This window comes from Streptomyces sp. 6-11-2 (assembly GCF_006540305.1).
GTDB lineage: Bacteria > Actinomycetota > Actinomycetes > Streptomycetales > Streptomycetaceae > Streptomyces.
On record NZ_BJOR01000001.1, the window covers coordinates 1,987,568 to 2,005,407 of the forward strand.

The 17,840-nt window shown below is 71.1% G+C and carries 13 protein-coding genes; 4 read left to right on the forward strand and 9 right to left on the reverse strand.

Annotated features, from left to right (window positions below):
* Positions 1–26: 26 nt before the first annotated feature.
* Positions 27–953 (reverse strand): proline dehydrogenase family protein, encoded by a 927-nt coding sequence (locus tag TNCT6_RS08200; RefSeq protein ID WP_141358072.1) that lies wholly within the window; start codon positions 951–953, stop codon positions 27–29.
* 164 nt (positions 954–1,117) lie between these two features.
* On the opposite strand from TNCT6_RS08200, the gene TNCT6_RS08205 reads away from it, so the two are divergent.
* Positions 1,118–2,449, forward strand: coding sequence for a CdaR family transcriptional regulator (locus TNCT6_RS08205; protein WP_141358074.1), 1,332 nt, complete (start codon positions 1,118–1,120; stop codon positions 2,447–2,449).
* On the opposite strand, the gene TNCT6_RS08210 is transcribed toward TNCT6_RS08205, so the two are convergent.
* Positions 2,446–3,039, reverse strand: coding sequence for a TetR/AcrR family transcriptional regulator (locus TNCT6_RS08210; RefSeq protein WP_141358076.1), 594 nt, complete (start codon positions 3,037–3,039; stop codon positions 2,446–2,448). The two genes, TNCT6_RS08205 and TNCT6_RS08210, sit on opposite strands and share 4 nt — an antisense overlap.
* Before the next feature lie 97 nt (positions 3,040–3,136).
* Between TNCT6_RS08210 and TNCT6_RS08215 the strand changes: the two genes are divergently transcribed.
* Positions 3,137–4,705, forward strand: a complete 1,569-nt coding sequence (locus tag TNCT6_RS08215) for an MFS transporter (RefSeq protein WP_141358078.1) — start codon at positions 3,137–3,139, stop codon at positions 4,703–4,705.
* Between the two features lie 108 nt (positions 4,706–4,813).
* Here TNCT6_RS08215 and serA read toward each other — a convergent pair whose 3' ends face one another.
* The 6 genes from serA to TNCT6_RS08245 form a co-directional block, all read right to left on the reverse strand.
* Positions 4,814–6,403 carry a phosphoglycerate dehydrogenase gene (gene serA, locus TNCT6_RS08220; RefSeq protein ID WP_141358080.1) on the reverse strand — a complete coding sequence of 530 codons (1,590 nt, stop codon included), beginning with the start codon at positions 6,401–6,403 and terminating at the stop codon, positions 4,814–4,816.
* Positions 6,404–6,719: 316 nt separating this feature from the next.
* A complete protein-coding gene (gene ilvC / locus TNCT6_RS08225) occupies positions 6,720–7,718 on the reverse strand; it encodes a ketol-acid reductoisomerase (RefSeq protein WP_141358082.1) in 999 nt (332 codons plus the stop codon).
* 118 nt (positions 7,719–7,836) lie between these two features.
* Positions 7,837–8,361: an acetolactate synthase small subunit gene (ilvN, locus tag TNCT6_RS08230; protein ID WP_141358084.1), complete on the reverse strand. Its 525-nt coding sequence runs from the start codon at positions 8,359–8,361 to the stop codon at positions 7,837–7,839.
* Positions 8,362–8,381: 20 nt separating this feature from the next.
* On the reverse strand, positions 8,382–10,229 hold the full coding sequence (locus tag TNCT6_RS08235) for an acetolactate synthase large subunit (RefSeq protein ID WP_141358086.1): 1,848 nt from the start codon (positions 10,227–10,229) through the stop codon (positions 8,382–8,384).
* Positions 10,230–10,471: 242 nt separating this feature from the next.
* Positions 10,472–13,570 carry a bifunctional diguanylate cyclase/phosphodiesterase gene (locus TNCT6_RS08240; protein WP_172633189.1) on the reverse strand — a complete coding sequence of 1,033 codons (3,099 nt, stop codon included), beginning with the start codon at positions 13,568–13,570 and terminating at the stop codon, positions 10,472–10,474.
* A 399-nt stretch (positions 13,571–13,969) separates the two neighbouring features.
* On the reverse strand, positions 13,970–14,920 hold the full coding sequence (locus TNCT6_RS08245) for a 2-hydroxyacid dehydrogenase (protein ID WP_141358090.1): 951 nt from the start codon (positions 14,918–14,920) through the stop codon (positions 13,970–13,972).
* Between the two features lie 78 nt (positions 14,921–14,998).
* Between TNCT6_RS08245 and TNCT6_RS08250 the strand changes: the two genes are divergently transcribed.
* Positions 14,999–15,997: an aldo/keto reductase gene (locus TNCT6_RS08250; RefSeq protein ID WP_141358092.1), complete on the forward strand. Its 999-nt coding sequence runs from the start codon at positions 14,999–15,001 to the stop codon at positions 15,995–15,997.
* Between the two features lie 462 nt (positions 15,998–16,459).
* Positions 16,460–17,623, forward strand: coding sequence for a sorbosone dehydrogenase family protein (locus tag TNCT6_RS08255; RefSeq protein ID WP_373996160.1), 1,164 nt, complete (start codon positions 16,460–16,462; stop codon positions 17,621–17,623).
* A gap of 10 nt (positions 17,624–17,633) precedes the next feature.
* Here TNCT6_RS08255 and TNCT6_RS08260 read toward each other — a convergent pair whose 3' ends face one another.
* Entirely contained in the window at positions 17,634–17,828 is a 195-nt protein-coding gene (locus TNCT6_RS08260) for a DUF6191 domain-containing protein (RefSeq protein WP_141358096.1), read from the reverse strand.
* Between the last annotated feature and the right edge of the window lie 12 nt (positions 17,829–17,840).

A 17,840-nucleotide genomic window follows, 5' to 3' on the forward strand; every position in this document is an offset into this window, starting at 1 on the left:
CGGTGTTGCGAGCGGGGTGCGGAGGCTCAGCCCTTGCTGACCATGCTCCGGAGGAAGAAGCGCAGGTTGGCCGGCTTCTCCGCGAGGCGGCGCATGAAGTAGCCGTACCAGTCGGTGCCGAAGGCGGTGTAGACGCGCATGCGGTGACCCTCGGCGGCCAGGCGCAGGTGCTCGTCGCCGCGGATGCCGTACAGCATCTGGAACTCGTACTCGTCGAGCTTCCGGCCGGCGGTGCGGGCCAGTTCCTGCCCGATCGAGATCAGGCGCGGGTCGTGGGAGCCGATCATCGGGTATCCGTCGCCCTGCATCAGCACGCGCAGGATGCGGACGTACGCCTTGTCGATCTCGTGCTTGTTCTGGTAGGCGACCTCGGCGGGCTCCTTGTAGGCGCCCTTCACCAGGCGGACCCGGCTGCCGTTCGCGGCGAGGCGGCGGGCGTCGGCCTCGGTGCGGAAGAGGTAGGCCTGGATGACGCAGCCGGTCTGCGGGAAGTCCTTCCGCAGTTCCTCGTGAATGGCGAACATCGAGTCAAGGGTGGTGTGGTCCTCGGCGTCCAGCGTGACCGTCGTGCCGATGGCGGCGGCGGCCTCGACGACCGGGCGGACGTTCTTCAGCGCCAGCTCGTGGCCGTGCTCCAGGGCCTGGCCGAACATGGACAGCTTCACGGACATCTCGACCTTCGGGCCGAGCTCCAGGTCCTTGATCCGGTCGATCAGCTCCAGGTACGCGTCCCGCGCGGCGGCGGCCTGCTCGGGAGTGGTGATGTCCTCACCGACCACGTCCATGGTCAGTTCCAGGCCCCTGCCGGTGAGGTCCTCGATGATCGGGACGATGTCGCCCACGGTCTCGCCCGGGATGAAGCGGTCGACGACCTGCTTCGTCCCCGGGGCCGCCGAGATCAGGCGTCGCATCCGGTCGCTGCGCGACGCGGCGAGAATCACGGGACCCAGCACGGGGCACCTCCACACAAACAAGCAACACAAGGCCGCAGCCCGACGGTTCGGGGGCGGCACGGAGAACCACCGTGAAAGTAAAGGTTTCCTCAGATCGTCGGCCATCGACAGCTGTCACGCATCCGTGCACGTGATCTCAGACAGATGTATGAAGGCCATCGGAAATGCGGGAGAATGCCCGAGTGACATCCAGTGACAAGGGTGACTACCAGGAGCTGGTCGACGAGATCTCGGAGCTGCTCGGCGCGCCGGCCACCCTGGAGAACCGGAACTTCGAGCTGATCGCCTTCGGCGCCTACGACAGCGAGGGCGACCTGGATCCGTCCGCCCTGGACCCGGTGCGCACCCGCTCGATCCTGACCCGCCGCTCCACGGCGGCCGTCCGCCACTGGTTCGAGGGCTTCGGCATCACCCGGGCGACCGGTCCGGTGCGGATCCCGCGGACCCCGGAGGCGGGCGTGTACCGGGGACGGATCTGCCTTCCGGTCCGCCATCGGGGTGTCGTCCTCGGCTACGTCTGGCTCCTGGACTACGACCCCGGGCCCACCGATCGGCAGCTGGCCGCGGCCATGCTGGTCACCGGGCGGATCGGCGCGCTGCTGGCGGACGAGGCCCAGCACGGCGCGGACCTCACCCGGGAGCTGCGGGCGGTGCTGACCGCCGAACCGGGCTGGCCGCGGGACATGGCGGTGGCGGAGCTGAGGACAGCCCTCGGGGCCCGCGCGGACGGACCGCACACGGTGGTGTGCGTGGCCCCCTGGCCGTCGGCGGACCCGGACGACGCCCCCTCGGTGCGCACCCTGCCGGGCGCCAGGGCCCTGTGCGCGATCCCCTGGGGTGGGGGCACCTACCCCGCCCTCAAGGCAGTGGGGGAGAGTGGCCAGAGCCTGGTCCTGCTGGTCGGCCTGCGCTCCACGGACACGCTGACACCGGCAGTGTCGGCGGCGACCCGCCTGCTGGAGCGGGCGGGCGCGTCGGGGGCCGGCGGCGCGGGCCGCACCGGTGCCGGGACCGGAGGAGCCTCCGCCCAGGACGGGACGACCGGACGGGACGGCGGACCGGTCCGGACCACCGCGGGTGGCGGCGGGGTGGCCGCGGGGATCGCCGCGGCGCGGACGGGGCTCGACGAACTGGGGACCGCGTGGGCGGAGGCCTCGGCGGCGGCGCGGGCCGCGCTGGCGGAGCCGCGGCTGGGGCCGGTCGCGCGGTGGGCGGCCATCGGACCGTACCGGCTGCTCACCAGGCTGCCGCCGGAGGCCGCGCACGACCCCGCCCTGCACGGGCTGCTCTCCCCCGCCCACCGGGAGCTGGCCCGCACCGCCGAGGTCTACCTCGACTGCGCGGGACAGGCCGGGCGCACCGCCGCCGAGCTGGGCATCCACCGCCAGACCCTGTACTACCGCCTGTCCCGGGTGGAACAGCTGACGGGCCTCGACCTGGACGACGGCGAGGACCGACTGCTGCTGCACATGGCGCTGAAGGCGGCGCGGCTCTAGGTCTCCCGGCCGGTGCCCGCGATCACTCGGCGCAGCCCCTCGGTGAGCTGGTCGGCGTCGGTCGCCGAGTCCGGGTCGAAGAGCCACTGGACCATCAGCCCGTTGAGGAGGGTCTGGTAGAAGCGACCCTCCGTCTCGAGGGCCTCCTTGTCGAGTTCGTTCTCCGGGATGCCGGTGAACAGGGACACCAGGCCCGAGCGTCCCTCCTGCTGAGCCTCGCCCAGCATGCGGCGCACCTCCGGAATCCGGTCGCCCTGGAGGACGAGCTCGAAGCTCAGCAGCCAGATCCCCCGTGACTCGGGGAGCGATCGGATGATGTTCGCCCACACCGCCTGGAAGCGCCCCAGCGACCCGAGGGGTGCCGTCACCGCGCCGCCCGCGCCCCAGCCGACGCCCGGGGCCTCCCCCACGCCTTCGATCAACGAGACGTACGCCTGGACCAGCAGCGCGTCCTTCGACCCGTAGTGGTAGCCGATCGAGCCGAGGTTGGTTCCCGACTCCTTCACGATGTCGCGCGCGGTCGTGCGTACGAACCCTTTCTGCAGCAGGCAGCGCTTGGCGCCCTCGAGCAGATCCTCACGGTGTCCCATGCCTGCCACCCTACCCGGGATTCATACAACCGTCCTAGACAAGTGACTTATACAAACGTTCTAGACAAGCGTTTAAGACGCTCGTACAGTACGGGGCATGACGAACTCGACGAGCACCACCACGACCCCGTCCGCGAACCCGCCGCGTGCCGGGCGACGCGAATGGACCGCTCTCGGCGTGCTGATGCTGCCGCTGCTGCTGGTCTCGATGGACGTCTCGGTCCTGTACTTCGCCATCCCGGCGATCAGCGCGGACCTGGAGCCGAGCGGCACCCAGCAGCTGTGGATCTTCGACATCTACGCCTTCGTCCTGGCCGGCCTGCTGATGACGATGGGCTCGCTCGGCGACCGCATCGGCCGCCGCAAACTGCTGCTGATCGGCGCCGCCGCCTTCGGAGCCGCCTCGCTGGTTGCGGCGTACGCGGGCAGCGCCGAGACCCTGATCGCCGCCCGCGCGGTCCTCGGCATCGGCGGGGCGACCCTGATGCCGTCCACGATGGCGCTGGTCCGCACGATGTTCACCGACCCCGCCCAGCGCGCGAAGGCCATCGGCATCTGGTCCGGTGTGATGACCGCCGGGATCGCGCTCGGATCCGTGCTGAGCGGTGTGCTGGTCCAGTTCTTCTGGTGGGGTTCGGTGTTCCTGGTCAACCTGCCCGCGATGGTGCTGCTGCTGGCGCTCGGCCCGTTCCTGCTCCCCGAGTCGAAGAGTTCCGAGCCGGGCCGCTTCGACCTGCTGAGCGTGCCGCTGTCCATGGCGGCGGTGCTCCCCGTGATCTACGGGCTGAAGAAGATCCCGTCCGAGGGCGCGCACCCGCTCTACGTCGTCTCCGTCGCCGTCGGCCTGCTCTTCGCCGCCCTCTTCGTCCGCCGCCAGCGCACGGCGGCCTCGCCGATGATCTCGCCGGCCCTGTTCCGCGGCCGGGGCTTCGCGCCCGCGGTGGTCCTCAACCTCGTCTCGTCCTTCGCGATGATGGGCTCGGCGTTCTTCACCACGCAGTACCTCCAGTCGGTGCTCGGCAAGAGCGCGATGGAGGCGGCCCTGTGGGCGCTGCTGCCGTCCGTGCCGATCGGGATGGCCGCGCCGACGGCCGCCGCGCTGGTCCAGAAGGGCGTCAACCGGGCCTACGTCGTGACGGCGGGCTTCGCGATCGCCGCGGTGGGCTACGGCCTGCTGGCCCTGGCCGGCACGGACTCGCTCTGGCTGGTGCTGGTCGCGGCCGGAGTCCTCGCCTCGGGCATCGTGACGGTGCTGTCCCAGATGACCGACCTGGCGCTGAGCGCGGCCCCGGTGGAGAAGGCGGGCGCGGCCTCCTCGCTGCTGGAGACCGGCGCGGAGTTCGGCGGCGCCCTGGGCATGGCGGCCCTCGGCTCGATCGGCACGGCGATCTACCGCCATGGGATCCCGTCCTCCGCCCCGGCGGCGGCGCACGAGACCCTGGGTGGCGCGCTGGCCGTCGCCCGGCAGGTGCCGGGGCGCGCGGGAGACACCCTGGCCACCGCCGCCCGGGAAGCCTTCACCAGCGGGATGCACGGCGCGGCGCTCACCGGGGCGGCGGTCCTGCTCCTCGCGGCGGCCGGTGCGGCGACGACACTGCGCCGGATCCACGTCAGGGAGACAGCGGCGCCGATCACGGAGACGGAGCCGTCGAAAGCCGCGGCCTGAGAACACGAAAACGCCGGACGGGCTCCAGGAGCGCGTCCGGCGTTTTCGTGGACGAGGCCGTCAGGCCGAAGCGGGGTCCGGGGGTGCAAAGCCCCCGGGGCGGCGACCTCAGACCAGGTTGACCGAGCGGGCGGACGTGGCCCCGATCTCCTCGGCAACCTCCGCAAGCACCCCGGAGGGCACCGTGTCGTCGACCGTCAGCACCGCCAGCGCCTCCCCGCCCGCGACCGCGCGGGCGACCTGCATACCGGCGATGTTGATGCCGGCCTCGCCGATGACGCGGCCGACGGTGCCGACGACGCCGGGGCGGTCCTCGTAGCGCAGGACGACCATGTGGTCGGCGAGCGCGAGGTCGACGTCGTACTCACCGACCGCGACGATCTTCTGGAGGTGCTTGGGGCCGGCCAGCGTGCCGGAGACGGAGACCTCCTCGCCGTCCGCGAGCGTGCCGCGCACGGTGACGACGTTGCGGTGGTCAGCCGACTCCGAGCTGGTGGTCAGGCGCACCTCCACACCCCGCTCCTGGGCGAACAGCGGCGCGTTGACGTAGGACACCGTCTCGTCGACGACGTCCTCGAAGACGCCCTTGAGCGCGGAGAGTTCCAGCACCTTCACGTCGTGCTGGGTGATCTCGCCGTACACCTCGACGTCGAGGCGGACCGCGACCTCGCCCGCGAGCGCGGTGAAGATACGGCCGAGGCGCTCCGCGAGCGGCAGGCCCGGCTTGACGTCCTGGGCGATGACGCCGCCCTGGACGTTCACCGCGTCCGGGACGAGCTCACCGGCGAGGGCGAGGCGGACGGACCTGGCGACGGCGATGCCGGCCTTCTCCTGGGCCTCGTCGGTGGAGGCGCCCAGGTGCGGGGTGGACACGACCTGGTCGAACTCGAACAGCGGCGAGTCCGTGCAGGGCTCCTTGGCGTACACGTCCAGACCGGCGCCCGCCACGCGGCCTTCCTTGAGGGCCGAGTACAGCGCCTCCTCGTCGACGATCCCGCCGCGCGCCGCGTTGACGATGCGCACACCCGGCTTGACCTTGTGCAGAGCCTCCTCGCCGATCAGGCCGAGGGTCTCGGGCGTCTTGGGCAGGTGCACGGTGATGAAGTCGGAGACCTCGAGCAGCTCGTCCAGCGTCAGCACCTTGACGCCCATCTGCGCGGCCCGCGCGGGCTGCACGTACGGGTCGTAGGCGACGACCTTCATGCCGAAGGCCGACATGCGCTGGGCGACCAGGGCGCCGATGCGGCCGAGGCCGACGACACCGAGGGTCTTCTCGGCGAGTTCCACGCCGGTGTACTTGCTGCGCTTCCACTCGCCGTTCTTCAACGCGGCGTTGGCCTGCGGGATGTTGCGGGCGGTGGCGAGGAGCAGACCGCAGGCCAGCTCGGCGGCGGTCACGATGTTGGAGGTCGGGGCGTTGACGACCATCACGCCGGCCTTGGTGGCGGCGGAGACGTCGACGTTGTCCAGGCCGACGCCGGCTCGTGCGACGACCTTGAGCTTGTTCGCCGCGGCGACGGCCTCGGCGTCGACCTTGGTCGCCGAGCGGATCAGGATCGCGTCCACGTCGGCGATGGCGGGGAGCAGTTCGGCCCGGTCGGCGCCGTTGCAGTGCCGGATCTCGAAGTCCGGGCCGAGCGCGTCGACGGTCGCGGGCGACAGCTCTTCAGCAATGAGTACGACGGGTTTCGAGCTCACGTGAGTCCTCACAGATCTGGGGGCACCTCCCATGCCTTGAAAAGCTAGGGGGGAGCATGCGGACGGCCGTGTCCCGACGGCCGCAGGCGGAGGAGGGGGCTAGCCGCGTGGAAGACGCACGACGCTGTGGGCCTGACGCGTTGTAGTTCAGAAGTGTAATGGCGCCGCGTGGATCGCATTGCGCCACTGCGGAAGGATCACCCGTCCGTGGCTGGACGGGCGGGACAACACCGCGAACCGGGCACGGACCGGCGGCGTGGCCCGGGCTCGCCGAAGGGGCCGGAGCGGTACCGCTCCGGCCCCTTCGGCACGAGGCTCACGCCTCCTCGTTCACCCAGCTCATCAGCTTGCGCAGCTCCTTGCCGGTGGTCTCCAGCAGGTGCTCGGAGTCCTGCTTCTTGTACTCGTTGTACTTCTTCAGACCGCCGTGGTACTCGTCCATCCAGGTGCGCGCGAAGGAGCCGTCCTGGATCTCGGCGAGGACCTTCTTCATCTCGGCCTTGGTGGCGTCGGTGATGATGCGCGGGCCGGTGACGTAGTCGCCCCACTCGGCGGTCTCGGAGATCGACCAGCGCATCTTCTCCAGGCCGCCCTCGTACATGAGGTCGACGATCAGCTTCAGCTCGTGCAGGCACTCGAAGTAGGCGATCTCCGGCTGGTAGCCCGCCTCGACCAGGGTCTCGAAACCGGCCTTCACCAGCGCCGCGGTGCCACCGCACAGGACGGCCTGCTCACCGAACAGGTCGGTCTCGGTCTCCTCGGTGAAGGTCGTCTTGATGACGCCCGCGCGGGTGCCGCCGATGCCCTTGGCGTACGACAGGGCCAGCGCGAAGGCGTTGCCCGAGGCGTCCTGCTCGACGGCGACGATGCAGGGAACGCCGCGGCCCTCCTCGTACTGGCGGCGCACCAGGTGGCCCGGGCCCTTCGGGGCGACCATGCAGACGTCCACGCCGGCCGGGGGCTTGATGAAGCCGAAGCGGATGTTGAGGCCGTGGCCGAAGAACAGCGCGTCGCCGTCCTTCAGGTTCGGGGCGATGGACTCCTCGTAGACCTGGGCCTGGATCGGGTCCGGCACCAGGATCATGATGACGTCGGCCTCGGCGGTGGCCTCCGCCGGGGTGACCACGCGCAGGCCCTGCTCCTCGGCCTTGGCCTTGGACTTGGAGCCCTCGTGCAGACCGACCCGGACGTCGACACCGGAGTCGCGCAGCGACAGGGCGTGGGCGTGGCCCTGGCTGCCGTAGCCGATGACCGCGACCTTGCGGCCCTGGATGATGGACAGGTCGGCGTCAGCGTCGTAGAACAGCTCGGCCACTTTGGGTTCTCTCCTTGGTGTGCAGTTTGTGCTTCCCACCGTATGCCGGTGGGGGGACGGTAGGTCTCGGAGTCTCGGTATCCGGGCGGCCGGTGTCACCCGACCGCCCGGACCCGGATCATGCGGAACGGTCCAGGGCGCGCAGCGACCGGTCGGTGATCGAGCGGGCACCGCGCCCGATCGCGATCGTTCCGGACTGGACCAGCTCCTTGATGCCGAACGGCTCCAGCATCCTGAGCATGGCCGAGAGCTTGTCGCTGGAACCGGTGGCCTCGATGGTCACCGCCTCCGGGGAGACGTCGACGGTCTTGGCGCGGAACAGCTGGACGATCTCGACGACCTGGGAGCGCGTCTCGTTGTCGGCGCGCACCTTCACGAGGACGAGTTCGCGCTGCACGGCCTGCGACGGCTCCAGCTCGACGATCTTCAGCACGTTGACCAGCTTGTTGAGCTGCTTGGTCACCTGCTCCAGCGGGAAGTCCTCGACGCTGACCACGATGGTGATGCGGGAGATGTCGGGGTGCTCGGTGACGCCGACCGCGAGGGAGTCGATGTTGAAGCCGCGGCGGGAGAACAGGGCGGCGATCCGGGCGAGGATGCCGGGCGTGTTCTCGACGAGGACCGAGAGGGTGTGCTTGGTCATGGTTCTCACTCAGCTCTCTGTCAGTCGTCTTCGTTGTCGCCGAAGTCGGGGCGGACGTCGCGGGCGGCCATGATCTCGTCGTTGGAGGTGCCGGCCGCGACCATCGGCCAGACCATCGCGTCCTCGTGGACGATGAAGTCGACGACGACCGGGCGGTCGTTGATGGAGTTCGCCTCCTCGATGACCTTGTCGAGGTCCTCCGGGGACTCGCAGCGGATCGCGTGGCAGCCCATGGCCTCCGACAGCTTCACGAAGTCGGGGACGCGGGTGCCCCTGGCCTCCGGGTTGACGTCGTCGGGGCCGGAGTGCAGCACCGTGTTGGAGTACCGCTGGTTGTAGAACAGGGTCTGCCACTGGCGGACCATCCCGAGGGCGCCGTTGTTGATGACGGCGACCTTGATCGGGATGTTGTTCAGCGCGCAGGTGGTGAGTTCCTGGTTGGTCATCTGGAAACAGCCGTCGCCGTCGATCGCCCAGACGGTCTTCTGCGGCTGACCGGCCTTGGCGCCCATCGCGGCCGGGACGGCGTAACCCATGGTTCCGGCGCCGCCGGAGTTCAGCCAGGTGGCGGGCTTCTCGTACTGGACGAAGTGCGCGGCCCACATCTGGTGCTGGCCGACGCCCGCGGCGAAGATCGTGCCCTCGGGGGCGAGCTGCCCGATGCGCTCGATGACCTGCTGCGGGGAGAGCGAGCCGTCCGCGGGCTGCTCGTAGCCCAGCGGGTAGGTCTCGCGCCAGCGGGCGAGGTCGTTCCACCAGGCGGTGTAGTCCCCGCGGTGGCCCTCGCTGTGCTCCTTCTGGACGGCCTGGATCAGGTCGGCCAGGACCTCGCGGGCGTCGCCGACGATGGGCACGTCGGCGGCGCGGTTCTTGCCGATCTCGGCCGGGTCGATATCGGCGTGGACGATCTTGGCGTACGGGGCGAAGCTGTCCAGCTTGCCGGTGACGCGGTCGTCGAAGCGGGCTCCGAGGGCGACGATCAGGTCGGCCTTCTGCAGCGCGGTGACGGCGGTGACCGCACCGTGCATGCCCGGCATCCCCACGTGCAGCGGGTGGCTGTCGGGGAATGCGCCGAGCGCCATCAGGGTGGTGGTGACGGGCGCTCCGGTGAGTTCCGCGAGGACCTTCAGCTCGGCGGTGGCGCCGGCCTTGATGACGCCGCCGCCGACGTACAGCACGGGCCGCCGCGCGGCGGTGATGAGCTTGGCCGCCTCGCGGATCTGCTTGGCGTGCGGCTTGGTGACCGGGCGGTAGCCGGGCAGGTCCATGACCGGCGGCCAGGAGAAGGTCGTCTGCGTCTGCAGCACGTCCTTCGGAATGTCGACGAGGACCGGACCGGGGCGACCGGTCGAGGCGATGTGGAACGCCTCCGCGATCGTCTTCGGGATGTCCTCGGCCTTGGTGACCAGGAAGCTGTGCTTGGTGATCGGCATCGTGATGCCGACGATGTCCGCCTCCTGGAAGGCGTCCGTGCCGATCGCCTTGGAGACGACCTGGCCGGTGATCGCGACCAGCGGCACCGAGTCCATGTTCGCGTCGGCGATCGGCGTCACCAGGTTGGTGGCACCGGGGCCCGAAGTGGCCATGCAGACGCCGACCTTTCCGGTCGCCTGTGCGTAACCGGTGGCCGCGTGGCCCGCGCCCTGTTCGTGACGGACGAGCACGTGGCGCACCCGGCTGGAGTCCATCATCGGGTCGTACGCGGGAAGGATCGTGCCGCCGGGAATGCCGAATACGGTGTCGACCCCGACCTCCTCAAGCGAGCGGATGAGGGACTTCGCACCCGTGACGTGCTCGGGCGCGGACGGGTGTCCTCCGGATCGGGGCCGCGGCTGCGGATGAGGGGCCCCGGTGGCCTGCTCGGTCATCGGCATTCTCTTCTCGATGCTGAGGGTTTTTGCGAGGTTTGGGCGGAGTTCGGACGCTGCACGCCTGGCACTCGTGCAACAAAAAACCCCTCGTGCCGTAAGGCAAGCGAGGGGAAGCGCGCCGGTGAGGTCGCTGGGTTCCGGATCGTCGTCCGGTGGGTCCCAGCTCAGCCGACGCGCTGTCCAAGTACGAGAATTCGGGTGCGCATGGAAATGACCCTCCCTCCGGCACGCACCCGGTGTCAAGTGGGTGGGACAGGAGTCTCATTATGTGAGCGGACGGCCGTCCCGCCTCCGAAGACGACGGGCACCGCCGCGGTGTAGGCCCCGGCGCTTCCCCCGGCGAACACCGGTTCGGCCGGACCGTGCGGCACCGGGTAGCGGCCGGAGGTGAGCGCCCGGCGCAGCCGGTACTCGTCCAGCGGGCCGGAGAACGCCATGCCCTGCCCGTGGGTGCAGCCCATCGCGCGCAGGGCCACGACCTGCTCCGGCAGGTCCACGCCGTCGGCCACGGACCGGAGCCCGAGATCGGCGGCGATCCGGAGCAGACCACTGGTGATCTTGTGCAGCCGGGCGGACTCGACGACGCCCTCGACCAGGCTGCGGTCGAGTTTCAGCACGTCGACGGGGAGCCTTCGGAGGGCCGTGACGGTCCCGTGGCCGCCGCCGAAGCCGTCCAGTGCGATGCGCACGCCGAGCCGCCGCAGCGCGGCCAGACGCCGCTCCAGCTCGTCCAGCGGCACCCGCGGGTCGGTGTCGGACAGCTCGATCACCAGGGCACCGGTCGGCAGCCCGTGCCGGGTCAGCAGGGCCTCCACGGAGCCGGGCGGCAGCGAGCGGTCCACCAGACGGCGGGCGCCCATCCGGACCGCCACGGACACGTTCGGGCCGGCCGTGGCGCGCTCGGCGGCCTGCGCGACGGCCTCCTCCAGCAGCCAGCGGCCCAGTTCGGACGTCCTGTCGCCGTCCTCGGCCACCCGCAGGAACTCGGCGGGCGTGAAGTGCACGCCCTGCGAGGACCGCCAGCGCGCCTGGGCCGCGACCGAGGTGATCCGGCCGTCGTCCAGGCGGACCACCGGCTGGTGCAGCAGGGTGAACTCGCCCTCGTGCAGAGCGTTTCTGAGCCGGGTGGCCAGCTCCGCCCTGCGGACGACGTCCTGCTGCATCTGCGGCTTGTACAGCTCGACCCGGCCCTTGCCCGCCGCCTTGGCGCGGTACATGGCGAGGTCGGCGTTGCGCAGCAACTCCCCCGCGCCGAGTCCCTGTTCGGCGAAGGCCACACCGATGGAGGCGGCCACGCGCACCTCGTCGCCGTCGATGAGGTACGGCTGCGACAGCGTCACCCTGAGGCGGTCGGCGAGCTCCAGGATGTGCCGTTCACGGGCGGTGCGGTCGCGGGTGCCGTCCCCGACGATCAGGGCCGCGAACTCGTCGCCGCCGAGTCTGGACGCGGTGTCGCCGTGCCGTACCGCCTCCTGGAGTCTGCGGGCGGCCTGGACGAGGAGCTCGTCCCCGGCCTGGTGCCCGATCGTGTCGTTGACGGCCTTGAAGCCGTCGAGGTCGATGAAGAGCACGGCCGTGCCGTGGTCGGTCGAGCGGCGGCCGGACAGGGCCTGCTGAACGCGCTTGGTGAACAGTGCCCGGTTGGGCAGGTCGGTGAGCGGGTCGTGCTCGGCGTTGTGCTGCAGCTGCGCCTGCAGGCGCACTCTCTCGGTCACGTCCCTGCTGTTGAAGATGAGGCCGCCGTGGTGGCGGTTGATGGTCGACTCCACGTTGAGCCAGCCGCCGTCGCCGGAGCGGAAGCGGCACTCGATGCGCGTAGTGGGCTCCTGGCGCGGGCTGGCGACCAGGAAGCGGCGCACCTCGTGCACCACGCAGCCCAGGTCCTCCGGGTGGATGAGCCCGGCCAGTTCGGTCCCGACCAGTTCCTCCGCCGGCCGCCCGTACACACCGGCGGCGGCCGGGGAGACGTACCGCAGGATCCCGTTGGGCGCGGCGATCATGATGACGTCGCTGGAGCCCTGCACCAGGGAGCGGAAGTGGTTCTCCTTCTGGGCCAGCTCCTGGGTGAGCGCGATGTTGTCGCGCAGCACGATGCCCTGGCGCACGACGAGCACCAGCACGACGGCGCCGGCGGTGATCAGCACCACGCGGTCGACGCTGTGGCCGTTGAGCGCGTTGTACAGGACCCCCAGCGTGCACACGGCGGCGGCGAGGTACGGAGTGAGGGCGGCGAGGGAGCCGGCGAGGGGCCGGCCGGACGGGTACCGGTCGTGGTCCGCGCCCTGCGCGGGCGGCCCGCCGTGCGCGGGGCGCACGGCGGGTTGCCGCCCGGGCAGGTGGTCGTCCAGCACACGGCCGTGGTCTTCGGGGATGTGCCCGTAGGCGTCGGCCACGCGCGCGTGCCCGTCGGCGGAGCGCGGGTCCGGCTCACGCCCGTCCAACTGGTGTCCCTCCGCCTGATACGGCGCCGCCCGGTACGGGTGCGTGTCGGACTGCTCGGCGGCCGGCTGCCCCGGGCGGGGCGCCGCCCACGGGGCGTACGCCAGGAGCAGGGAACCGGCGAACCAGCCGGCGTCGAGCAGTTGCCCCGAGCGGTAGCTGTTGTGCAGCAGCGGCGAGGTGAACAGGGCGTCGCACAGCACGGTCAGGGCGAGTGCCCCGATCGCCGTGTTCACTGCGGTGCGGTTGATCGGGGAGCACCGGAAGTGCAGCGCGAGCACCATGGAGACCAGGGCGATGTCCAGCAGCGGGTACGCCAGCGAGAGCGCGGTCTGCGCGACGCTCGGCCCGTCGAACCTGGCCGCCTGGGCGAGTGCGAGGCTCCAGGACAACGTGAGCAGCGAGCCGCCGATCAGCCACGAGTCCATTGCCAGACACACCCACCCGGCCCTGTTCACCGGCCGCTTGGCGAGCACGAGCAGACCGACGATCGCCGGTGGCGCGAAGCACACGAAGAACAGGTCGGCGTAACTGGGACTGGGCACGGACGTGCCGAGGACGACTTCGTACCACCCCCAGACCGAGTTGCCCAGGGCCGCCATCGCGGAGGAGAGGGCGAACAGCAGCCAGGCGGTTCGAAAGCGGACGTGCCGGCCGCGCGCGTACAGCGCGCACGAGACGGCGGCGGTGCCGGCCGCGGCGCTCAGCCCGAAGTCGCCCATGAACAGCGCGACCTCGCTGGAACCCCAGCCGAACGCGGCACCGATGGCGTACCCCGCGCACAACAGGGCCAGCAGGAGCTGCGGCGCCAGTCTCGAACGGCCGTCGGCGGCCGACGGCCGGGGCAGCAGCGCCTCCGGCGCGGACGGCGTCCGCAGAGCGCTGTCGAACACGGTCATGACGGGCGGTGGCGGGCTCACCGGGGCCTCCCGGTCCGTGCGGCCGGGTCCCCCGGCTTCCGGTGCGCAGGGTGGGCGTGCCTCCGGCGGCCGCCGGGCCTGTGGTGGTGATGGCTGTGATGACTGCGGTGGCCGCGTCTGCGCGCGGCCGTGCGCCAGGGCCGCCGGTGGCGGCCCCGCCGCGTCGGATCGTTCGTCCATAGGCCGTGCATCGCCCGTCGCCCCCCTCGCAGTTTGAAATGTCCGTCCCCGGCGCCGAACGGTGCGCGGCGCAGCCCCTGTCGGGACGATACACCAGTCTCGTCACTCAGGGACATAGCTTCTCTACGCTCCGTGACGACCAGCGCAGATGCGAGTACGGAGCGCGTTCGGAGGGTCGCGGACCGTACCCGAAACGGACTAGGCGCTTGCCGTGCCCGTCGTGAGGACCACGTTGGCGAGCGGCTCCTGGTTCACGAAACGGCGCAACTGATCCGTCAGAAGCCGCTTGGCGCGCGGCATGAAGGCGGATGTGGGGCCGCCGACATGCGGGCTGATCAGCACGCCCGGCGCGTGCCACAGGGGGTGGCCCGGGGGCAGCGGCTCGGGGTCGGTGACGTCGAGGGCGGCGGTGAGGCGGCCGCTGTCCAGCTCGGCGAGCAGCGCCTTGGTGTCGACCACGCCGCCGCGCGCGACGTTCACCAGCAGTGCGCCGTCCTTCATCCGTGCCAGGAAGTCCGCGTTCACCAGTCCGTGCGTGGCCTCCGTCAAGGGCGTGGACAGGACGACGACATCGGCCTGCGGAAGCAGGGAGTGAAGATCGGTGAGCGGATGCACCGGGCCGCGCTCCGTGGTGCGTGCGGAGCGCGCCACGCGCGCCACCCGCGCGACCTCGAAGGGAACGAGCCGGTCCTCGATGGCGGCCCCGATCGAGCCGTAGCCGACGATGAGGACGTTCTTGTCGGCGAGGGCGGGACGGAAGCCTCCGCCCCACTCGCCCCGGTCCTGGGCCCGGACGAAGTCGGGGATGCCGCGCAGCGAGGCCAGGATGAGCGTCAGGGCGAGCTCGCTGGTACTCGCCTCGTGCACCCCGCGCGCGTTGCACAGCCGTACGCCTGGCGGCAGGTGCCGCAGGCCCGGCTCCACGTGGTCGGTGCCGGCGGACAGCGTCTGCACGACCCGTACGGAGCTCATCCGGGGCATCGGGCGCAGACCGACACCGCCGGGCTTCATGTACGGCACGACGTAGAAGGCGCAGTCGGCGGGGTCCGCGGGGAACTCCTCGGCTCCGTCCCAGAAGCGGTAGGTGGGACCCTGCGGAAGCCCCGCGATCTCGTCCGGCGGAATGGGCAGCCATACGTCAGCAGTCATGCTCAGGAGGCTATGCCAGGGGCACGGGCGGCCAGAGGTTAGGTTGGTGGGCCCTGAGAGAGGGAGGGTTACGGCCAAGTGGAGCGCAGGACGATCGGCCCGGCGGCACTCGCGGTGGGGGCCGTAGGACTGGGGTGCATGCCGATGAGCTGGGCGTACAGCGCGTCGCGGCAGCGGGGAACGGAGTCGCTGAGGGCCGTGCACCGGGCGCTCGACCTGGGCTCGGCGCTCCTGGACACGGCCGACATGTACGGCCCGTTCACCAACGAGCTGCTGCTGGGGCGGGTGCTGAAGGAACGGCGGTCCGACGCCTTCGTCTCGACGAAGGTCGGTCTGCTGGTGGGCGAGCAGCACATCGTGGCCAACGGGCGTCCCGGCTATGTGCGGCGGGCGTGCGACGCCTCACTCAGGCGCCTCCAGACGGACGTGATCGACCTCTACCAGCTGCACCGCGCCGATCCGGAGGTCCCGGTCGAGGAGACCTGGGGGGCGATGGCGGAGCTCGTGCGGGCCGGGAAGGTGCGGGCGCTCGGCCTGTGCGCGGTGGGCGCGCGCGGCCGGCGCCGGTCCGGTGCGCGGCTGCACGACGGAACGATCCGCCAACTGGAGCGGGTGCAGCAGGTCTTCCCGGTCAGCGCGGTGGAGGCGGAGCTGTCGGTGTGGTCGCCGGAGGCGCTGGAGTCGTTGCTGCCGTGGTGCGCGGACCGCGGGATCGGCTTCATTGCGGCGATGCCGCTGGGCAACGGCTTCCTGACCGGCACCCTCACCCCCGGCCAGGGGTTCGAGCCGGACGACCTACGGGCCCGGCACCCCCGTTTCACCGCCGAGATGATGGCCGCGAACCAGCCGATCGTGGCCGGCCTGCGGCGGACGGCCGCCCGGCACGGCGAGAACGTCACACCCGCCCAGGTGGCACTGGCCTGGGTACTGGCCCAGGGCCGCCACGTGATCCCGGTACCCGGCACCAAGCAGGAGCGGTGGGTGACGGAGAACGCGGGTGCGGCGGAGCTGCGCCTGACGGCCGAGGACCTGACGGAACTGAGCCGCCTGCCCGCGGCCCAGGGCTCGTGGGACTGAGCCGGGCCACACCTTGAGAACGCGATCGGCCTGGGCCGGGGGCTCGGGCCGGGGGGCTCGGGCCGGAGGCCTGGGCCGGATGCCTGGCCCGGCGGCCTGACCCAAAGCCCTATCCCGGACGCCCGGTCCGGGAAGCTCGACCCGAAGGCCTGACCCGCGCTGGAGCACCCGCGCTGCGCGGCACCGCACACCCGCGGCACCGGCCTCCCCAGAGCCCGGAAACCTGCCCCAAGGACCCGACTCAGGGATCTGGGCCGGAGGCCTGACTCAGGGAGCGTGGTGAGCCGCTCGGCCCAGGTGAGGGTAAGAACACCGCGCCCTCCGCTCGCCGGACAGGGGCGGGGTGGCGGTTTCGCGTCGGCGGTGGATTCGGGGTCCGCGTGGGATTCGGGTGATCGGGAACCTGGGAGGTGCGGGCGGTGTAAGACAGGTAGAACCCGCCGCGTCGAAGGGACGAAGATCGTGCAACGTCGAGCTGTGACGGGCGTGCTGGCCGCCGCCCTGCTGCTGACGGCCGGCTGCTCCTCCGGGGGCGCGTCGGCCGGTGGGGACGGCATGGCGCCCGGCCGTACGACGGCGGTGGCCTCGGCCTCGCCCCCCGGGCAGGCACCCACGGAGACCGCGCCGCCGGCCAAGGGCGCGGTGAAGGTGCTGCGCACGGTCGCGGAGGGCCTGAACAGCCCCTGGGGACTGGCTCCGATCCCCGGCGGTGGTCTCCTCGTCTCCTCCCGCGACAAGGCGACGATCACGCGGGTCGACGAGAAGACGGGGCAGAAGACCGAACTGGGCCGGGTGTCGGGGGTCTCCCCGGAGGGCGAGGGCGGCCTGCTCGGCATCGCGCTCTCCCCCGACTATGCCTCCGACCACATGATCTACGCCTACTTCACCTCGCCCTCGGACAACCGCATCGTCCGGATGCTGTACGACGACAAGAAGCCGGCCGGTATGCAGCTGGGCGCACCCGACACGATCTTCAAGGGCATCCCCAAGGGGGTCATCCACAACGGCGGCCGGATCGCCTTCGGCCCCGACAAGATGCTGTACGCGGGCACGGGCGAGACCGGTGACCGAGGCCTGGCCCAGGACAGGAAGTCCCTGGCCGGCAAGATCCTGCGGCTGACCCCGGACGGCCTGCCCGCCCCGGGCAACCCGTACCCCGACTCCCCCGTGTACTCGTACGGCCACCGCAATGTGCAGGGCCTGGCCTGGGACGACAAGCAGCGTCTGTTCGCCTCCGAGTTCGGCCAGGACACCTGGGACGAGCTGAACGCGATCAAACCGGGCGGCAACTACGGCTGGCCGGACGCGGAGGGCAGGACGAACGACCCGAGGTTCCACAACCCGATAACCCAGTGGCACACGGACGTGGCCTCCCCCAGCGGCATCGCCTACGCCGAGGGCTCCATCTGGATGGCGGGCCTGAGGGGGCAGCGCCTGTGGCGCATCCCCTTGAGCGGCACCAAGCTCGCGGCGGCCCCCGAAGCGTTCCTCACCGGCACCTACGGCCGCCTGCGCACGGTGGTCTCGGCGGGCGGCGACAAGCTCTGGCTGGTCACCAGCAACACCGACGGCCGCGGCACTCCGAAGAAGGGCGACGACCGGATCCTGGAACTGGAGGTGAAGTAGCCCCCGGACCTCACTCCCGCCCGGTTCCGGCTTCCTCCGCGGGAGGTTCGGGCGGCCGTACGACGACCTTCCCGGAGGCGAGATCGATCGGTCCGCGCCCTGGATCGTTGTCCCCGACGTCCTCCCGGGTCAGCTCCAGCCGGTTCTGTTCGTCCCGGGTGTGCTTGCGGCCGGGCGCGAACAGTTCCTCGAAAACGTTGAACACGGCTTCCCTCCC